We start from the raw sequence: 6233 nt of genomic DNA, 5'->3' as shown, positions 1-6233 counted from the left end.
GATCCGGGTTGTGGCGCATTGCGTACCCGGCTCCATGCCATGAAGGCTCGGGGCAGTGCCCTGGCTGGCGCACCGACTGAGTGCCTGGCCGCCCTCCAAGCCGCAGAGCTGGAACTGTCCCGCGCCGCCACCGGCGGCCATGAGTGGCTGAGTCCCTTTGACGAAGCGGCCCTGGCCGCTGAGGCCGCCATCTGTCTGCGGGATCTTCGTGACCTTGCCGGAGCCGAGCACCAGGTTGCCCGCGTACTGGAGCTTCGAGGCCCCGACCGGGTGCGTAGCCGGGCCTTCGGGAACCTGACCTTGGCGACGGTGCGTCTCGGGGCCGGCGACCTTGAAGGGGCCTGTGAAGCCGGCGGCCAGGTACTCGACGTGACGCCGCACCTGGCCTCGGACCGGGTAGTGGGCCAGCTTCGAGCCCTTGGCCACCGGCTTGAACCTCACGCGGCTGTAGGGCCCGTAGCCGATTTTCTTGGGCGGATGACCATGGCGTTGCCACGACCCCGGCCCGCTGAGGCTTCATGAACATCGAGCAGGAGTGGGAAGCCAGCTACGTCGGCCGCGACTCTGCCGAGTTCGCCCACCTGGCCGAAGGCAATGCCCGCCAAGCCCGCAAGCGGGTATCAGCTGATGCCTTGATCCGCGACGAAGCCGGCCGCCTCCTGCTTGTCGACCCGACATACAAGCCGGATTGGGATCTACCGGGCGGGATGGCTGAAGCCAACGAGCCGCCTCGGGATGCCCTGCGGCGGGAGCTGAAGGAAGAACTGGGCCTCGACCCGCATGTGGGCGAGCTACTGTGCGTGGACTGGGTGTCACCGCATGGGCCATGGGATGATCTGCTGGCCTTCGTCTTCGACGGCGGCACGCTCACCCGGGGGCAAGCGCGAGGGCTCCACTCCGTGGACCCGGAGCTAGCGGCCGTCCGCTTCTGCTCCCCGGGGGAGGCGGCCCACCTGCTCCGGCCGTACGTGTGGCGCCGGGTGCAGGCGGCGCTTGCCGTGCTGGCCGGTGGAGGGGTCCGCTACCTCCAGGACGGCTGTAGCTGACCCGCCCGGGCGCTGCTGCGACGACGTTCAACAGAAGTACAGGCAAGTTGCACCAGCCCGCCCTCGACAACTCCGCGCGGGCCTGGGCGGTGGAGCTGGCGCGGATGAGGTGAGCCCCGTTTCTCGGACACCACAACGAGCACGCGTGGGTCGCCCCGACTCAGGTGCTCGACCTGGTCGACCTGGCTCCGGACCTCGCCGGCGCCTGGCGGGAGCATCTGCCCCGGTTCCAGTTCCTGCTCGATGACCTGGTTCGCGTTGACGAGCGGGAGCTGCGGGAGCGTCCGCTGACGCACTCGGTGCGGCTCACTCTGCTCCTCCTCAAGATTGTCCCTGGTAACCCCCGGCTCGCCCAGGACCTGCGACCGTGGGCCGTGGGTCGACGAACTGCGCGCGGTCCTCGACGGCCCGGATGGCAGGGAGGAGTTCGCCACTTTGCTGCGTTACATTGAGCTGGTCGGAGAAGCGGACGCCCGCGACGAGTTGCATGACCTGATCGCCGGCCTTGGCCCTGAGGCGGAGGATGCCTACATGACCATCGCAGAGATGCTCCGTGTCGAGGGCCGCGTCGAGGGTCGTGTCGAGTCGCTCCTCCAGCTGTTGACCCTCAAGTTCGGTCCGCTTCCCGAGGCCGCGCTCGCCGCCGTGCACGACGCCTCCGCCTGCCAGCTCCAGACCTGGACCGCTCGCGTCCTGACCGCCGACACGCTCGACCAGCTTTTCCTCTGACCAGCTGCAACGCCGCGGTAGCTCTCTTCGCGCGGGTTGCCTGTCAGCACGAGCACGCGTCCTGACGCGCCTTCAGCCCGGCCGCGGCGATGTTGGCCGGGTCGCCGCGGGGGATCGCGTCGGTGACCACGCGCACCAGGCGCACCCCCACCCATATGCACGTACTGGCCTTCCCGGACATGGATGATCCGTTCGGGTCCCCCGCTCCGACCGTGGTAGCCGTACCCTCCTGTTGCGCGAGATCATCCGGGCGCTCACCGCGACGGACCTGACAGCCGTCCCGCTGCGCTCGTTGCGGCAGGTGACCGAGCTACGGCTCGGCCTGCCCCAACCACGCGACGACCGCGTCGCCACGCTCACAGCGGCGCTGGCCGGTGACCCCGCCGATCCGCGGACTCGGGCCGAGTTCGGCGCCACCGTCGGGGCGAGTGAACGTACCTTGAGCCGCCTGTTCCGTTGCCAGACCGGGATGACCTTCCCGCAGACCGTGCTCAGGTCCCCCAAACTCACCGGTCGACGGATCGCCGTCACCTTGGTATGTCGATTTATCCTGTATCGTCCCCAATGGCATCATGAGCGGGGTGCCCCGGGGGACCGGGGAGAATCGGGAAGCCGGTGAAAGTCCGGCACGGGCCCGCCGCGGTAACCGGGAAGTCGCCGTCCATGCGCGTCGCGCAGCCACTGGGCCCTCGGGTCCGGGAAGGCGGACGGCCGGCGTTGATCCGGAAGTCCGAAGACCGGCCCCGCATCGACGTCGCCCGTCGTCGTGCGGGCGGCCGGACAGCGGGAGCCTGCCATGCCCACCGACAGCCACCCCACCGACAGCCACCCTACGAACCTCCGCCCCACGGACCTCTACGATGTCCTGCACCGGCGGCGCGACGTGCGCGGCCAGTTCACCGGCGCGCCGATCCCCGCCGACGTGCTCGACCGGGTGCTCGGGGCGGCTCACGCCGCGCCGAGCGTCGGCCTCAGCCAGCCCTGGGACTTCATCCTCGTCACCGACGAGCGGTCCCGGCGGGCCTTCCACACCCATGTGTACCGCGAGCGCGCCGTCTTCGCCGGGGCCCTGGCCGGTGAGCGTGCAGCCCGGTTCGCCCGGATCAGGATCGACGGCATCCTGGAGTCGTCGTTGTCGCTGGTCGTGACCTACGATCCGCACCGCGGCGGGCCGGCGGTGCTGGGGCGGCACGCCATTGCCGACGCCGGTTTGTACTCGGTGTGCCTGGCGATCGAGAACCTGTGGCTCGCCGCAACCGCCGAGGGCCTCGGGGTGGGCTGGGTGTCGTTCTACCGGGAGCCGTTCGTTCGTGACCTGCTCGCCATCCCCGCCGACATCCGGCCCGTGGCGTGGCTCTGCCTCGGGCCGGTAACCCACCTTGAGCACGTTCCCGACCTCGAACGCCATGGCTGGGCCCGGCGGCGTCCCCTCGCCGACGCCGTCCACGCCGAGCGCTGGGGCGCGATGCCGTCCGGGGGCGAGTGGCCGTCCGGGGGCGAGTGGCCGTCCGGGGACGGTGCTCCCGCTGATCCTGGAATCGAGGGGCCGGCGGATGTCTAACACTTGTTGGACTTCAGGCATGACTGTGGTGAGCATGCGGGATCTCAGCCACGCCGTGGGTACCTGGGTTGACCGTGCGCACGCGGGAGAATCGATCGTCATCACTCGCAACGGACGACCGTGGGCGAGGCTGGTGCAGGAGGTCTTGCGAAAGACGGTGCCGCCACCATCCAAGCTTTCCAGGACCCGCTGCTCCAGGGTTTCCGGCACGATCTTGCGGCGAGCGGTGCCCGCGTAGGGCTCCGGCAACCTGGCCGCCTGGTAGTAGCTGGCGATCTGGTCCCGGTAGAACAGCCCGGTGAAGACGGTGGCGTCGGCGTGGCGGCTGAGGGCGGCGGCGCAGGCCAGGTGCTCGTCGGTGTCGTTGAGGCCGGGAACCAGGGGACGCCAGTAGAGCACCGTGCGGTAGCGCCGGGGCTGGACCTTCGTCGCCAGCCTCAGGGAGGCTGCGGCCACGGAGGAGGGGTACGGCTCGATGCGCGCCTCGTCGATGCCGGAGTAGGTGAACAAGAGCGTCACCTTGACGTGCCTCAACCGATTCAGCCGTTCGCAGTCCTTGGGCCCCACCTGGTGGCGGGTGATGACGAGGACATGGTTGGTCAGGCCCCGGCCGTCGAGATCCTCCAACACGGCGAAAGTGTGCGGCTTCACCGCCGGGAGGAACGGCTCGGTGGCCCTGTTGAAGAGCTGGACGGGCGTGACATCCGCCCGGAAGTACGGGTGGGTCACCAGGCATTCGACGGCCTCGGCGTCGGACATGAGCGCCTGCGGCCGGCGCTGGTCCCAGAGACCGTAGGTGTGGCGGATGCAGTAGGCGCAGTCCAGGGGGCAGCCCTGGATGTGGTTCAGGGAGAGGCCGCTCTTGCGGTACTCCACGACCTCGCGCGCCCGTGGGGGAAGTTGCTCGATCTGCCCGCTGCCCAGCAGCGGGACGAGGGTGCTCACCTGTGCCCTCCAATGCCCCGTTGGGTCGGGGCGGTGACCTGTCTGAGTCGGAGGGTAGGGAGCGACCACGGCATCTGGCCAGAAAATTTCTAGGGGTTTCTCGAATCTATGGAGCCGGTCGTGGCACGAGCGAAATTACGAGCCATCCAGGGGTATGTCGTCGGCAAGATCGTCGATGGTGCGGTTGATGATCGCCCGTGCGGACCGGCCGTAGCTGGCGACGGCGGCGAGCTGCTCGAAGGTGCCCGCGTACAGCTCGATCTCCTGCGGCTGCCGGAGGTCAAGCGCCGCGCTGAAGGTCTCGATGAGCACCCGCTCGGCGTCGTAGATCCAGAAGCCATGCCACGGCGAAGTGGCGTACTGCGTCTCGAAGCCGATGATCCCGAGCCGGACATTGGGCAGCTGGGAGAAGGAGATCAGGCGGTCGAGCTGGCCGACCATGACCTCGGAGGGGCAGAGCCGGAACCGCAGCGCCGCCTCGGTCAGCACGAAGTGGAAGCGCTTGTCGGGGCGGTACAAGATCTCCTGCCGTCGCACCCGGGCGGCCACGGCGTCGCCTATGTCATTCGGCAGCTTCAACCGGCGGATGCTCTCGGCGAAGCGAGCGCGGGCATACTCGGCGGTCTGGAGGAGGCCGGGGACCACTGTGGCCTCGAAGGCCCGGAAGAGGCGGGTGCGCGCGTCCCACTCGATCAGCTCTTGCTGCCGCGGCTTCAGGCCGGCGCGGAGGATGCGCTGCCACTCGGCGTGCTGCACTTCGAGTGTATGGAGGGCAGCCAGCAGGGCCTCGGCCTCTGGCTGACCGCCGGTTGCCTCGGTCCAACCCCGGATGTCATCGTCTGTCGGGGTCTGCCGGCCGTTCTCCAGCTTGGAGACTTTCGACGGCGGCCATGACAAGGACTCCGCGAGCTGCCGGCCGCTCAGACTGGCCGAGGTACGAAGCTCGCGGAGCCGCTTGCCGAGGGCGCTGCGCGCCTCTTGGACGTTAGACGCGTCCGAGGTGCTGCTGGGTGGCAAAGTCGTCCCGTCTGACGGCGTGGTGCCAGGCGGCATCACGCCACACGTTGTGACGTACGATCTCGGCCGAGTCCTCGATGATCTGCCCACCGAGGAAGCGGTCGGTTTCGTCGAGGTGCATCCGGACCAGCTTGGATGAGTCAAACAGCCAGTAGTCGTGGTGGGGCAGCCTGGCGGCCTCAGCTTGGTCACGTGGCAGGTAGCGGATGTCCTCGCCGGCGCCGTTCGTGAACTGCGCGCAGTACACGCCGAAGCGGCTGTAGCCGGTCAGGGGCAGGCTCACAACGCGGACCCGGGCGAACCGCCGGCCGGCCGCTGTCGCCTCATGGAGCATGTCCAGCCAGCTGCGCATCCACGGAAGATCGTCCGGCTCGCCTGCGAGGAACCGTTCCAGTGACTCCTGCTCGTAGGTCGCGTCGTAGGTGTCGCGGGCCTCCAAGCGGTACGCGGTGTGCTCGAAGGAGTGGAAGAGCTGCCGGAACTCGGGGCCGGGCGGGATGAGCTGGGTCAGCGCTCCTCCTCCTGCTCCAGGTAGCGGCGGGCGTAGAACTTCAGGACGTCTTCCGGAATCTCGATCAAGGTTTCGTGATCGGGGACGGCACCGATGTCCGCGAGCGCCTGGGGTCGGTCACCTTCTACCCCTGCGCGATGTAGGTCACGCGGTCAGTGCGGTCGGTGGCGAACAGGGTGGGCGAGTTGTCGACCTGAGACTTGGGGTCCTTACCGAGGAACCGAGCGCGCACGGGCCTACCTCCGTTGCTCGAAATCTTGCGAACCGTTCGCACCATGCTCGCGGCTTGGGCCGGGAGCTGTCAACCAGCTGGAGGCGAGGTCCAAGCGGTGCGGTGCAGTTGAGTTCCTTGCACGTTGAAGGCTGTCGTGAACGGTGTCCACATGGAAGCAGTAGAACCGCAGCCATTGCCAAGAAGTAAAGG

8 protein-coding genes, 1 pseudogene and 1 riboswitch are annotated in these 6233 nt (G+C 68.5%); of the genes and pseudogenes, 5 read left to right on the top strand and 4 right to left on the bottom strand.

Features of this window, described 5'->3' with window-relative positions:
- A partial coding sequence (locus AC08OX_RS13665; protein ID WP_476608173.1) for a hypothetical protein occupies positions 1-426 on the bottom strand: 426 nt, incomplete at its 3' end.
- 92 nt (positions 427-518) lie between these two features.
- On the opposite strand from AC08OX_RS13665, the gene AC08OX_RS13660 reads away from it, so the two are divergent.
- The 3 genes and pseudogenes from AC08OX_RS13660 (at position 519) to AC08OX_RS13650 (ending at position 1775) form a co-directional block, all read left to right on the top strand.
- Entirely contained in the window at positions 519-1046 is a 528-nt protein-coding gene (locus AC08OX_RS13660; protein ID WP_476608172.1) for an NUDIX domain-containing protein, read from the top strand.
- A gap of 128 nt (positions 1047-1174) precedes the next feature.
- Positions 1175-1498 (top strand): annotated as a pseudogene (locus AC08OX_RS13655) (Rpn family recombination-promoting nuclease/putative transposase); the annotation flags it as partial.
- Entirely contained in the window at positions 1482-1775 is a 294-nt protein-coding gene (locus AC08OX_RS13650) for a hypothetical protein (protein ID WP_476608171.1), read from the top strand. The pseudogene AC08OX_RS13655 and the gene AC08OX_RS13650, both read left to right, overlap by 17 nt.
- A 43-nt stretch (positions 1776-1818) precedes the next feature.
- Here the strand turns inward: AC08OX_RS13650 and AC08OX_RS13645 are convergent, their stop codons facing one another.
- Positions 1819-1956 carry a hypothetical protein gene (locus AC08OX_RS13645; protein ID WP_162238920.1) on the bottom strand — a complete coding sequence of 46 codons (138 nt, stop codon included), beginning with the start codon at positions 1954-1956 and terminating at the stop codon, positions 1819-1821.
- Positions 1957-2337: 381 nt separating this feature from the next.
- Positions 2338-2535: riboswitch (cobalamin riboswitch) on the top strand.
- Between the two features lie 36 nt (positions 2536-2571).
- Here AC08OX_RS13645 and bluB point away from each other — a divergent pair.
- Together bluB and AC08OX_RS13635 are read left to right on the top strand one after the other, a co-directional pair.
- Positions 2572-3336, top strand: coding sequence for a 5,6-dimethylbenzimidazole synthase (gene bluB / locus AC08OX_RS13640; protein ID WP_476608170.1), 765 nt, complete (start codon positions 2572-2574; stop codon positions 3334-3336).
- Positions 3329-3574, top strand: coding sequence for a type II toxin-antitoxin system Phd/YefM family antitoxin (locus AC08OX_RS13635; RefSeq protein WP_476608169.1), 246 nt, complete (start codon positions 3329-3331; stop codon positions 3572-3574). The genes bluB and AC08OX_RS13635 overlap by 8 nt, the downstream gene beginning before the upstream one ends.
- A gap of 842 nt (positions 3575-4416) precedes the next feature.
- On the opposite strand, the gene AC08OX_RS13630 is transcribed toward AC08OX_RS13635, so the two are convergent.
- On the bottom strand, positions 4417-5334 hold the full coding sequence (locus AC08OX_RS13630; protein WP_476608168.1) for a helix-turn-helix domain-containing protein: 918 nt from the start codon (positions 5332-5334) through the stop codon (positions 4417-4419).
- Complete coding sequence (locus AC08OX_RS13625) at positions 5267-5737, bottom strand: DUF6879 family protein (RefSeq protein ID WP_476608167.1); 471 nt, start codon at positions 5735-5737, stop codon at positions 5267-5269. Before AC08OX_RS13625 ends, AC08OX_RS13630 begins: the two co-directional genes overlap by 68 nt.
- Between the last annotated feature and the right edge of the window lie 496 nt (positions 5738-6233).

It is taken from the genome of Frankia sp. CoBUL1, assembly GCF_978021245.1.
This window is presented reverse-complemented; position numbering and strand designations above follow the sequence as displayed.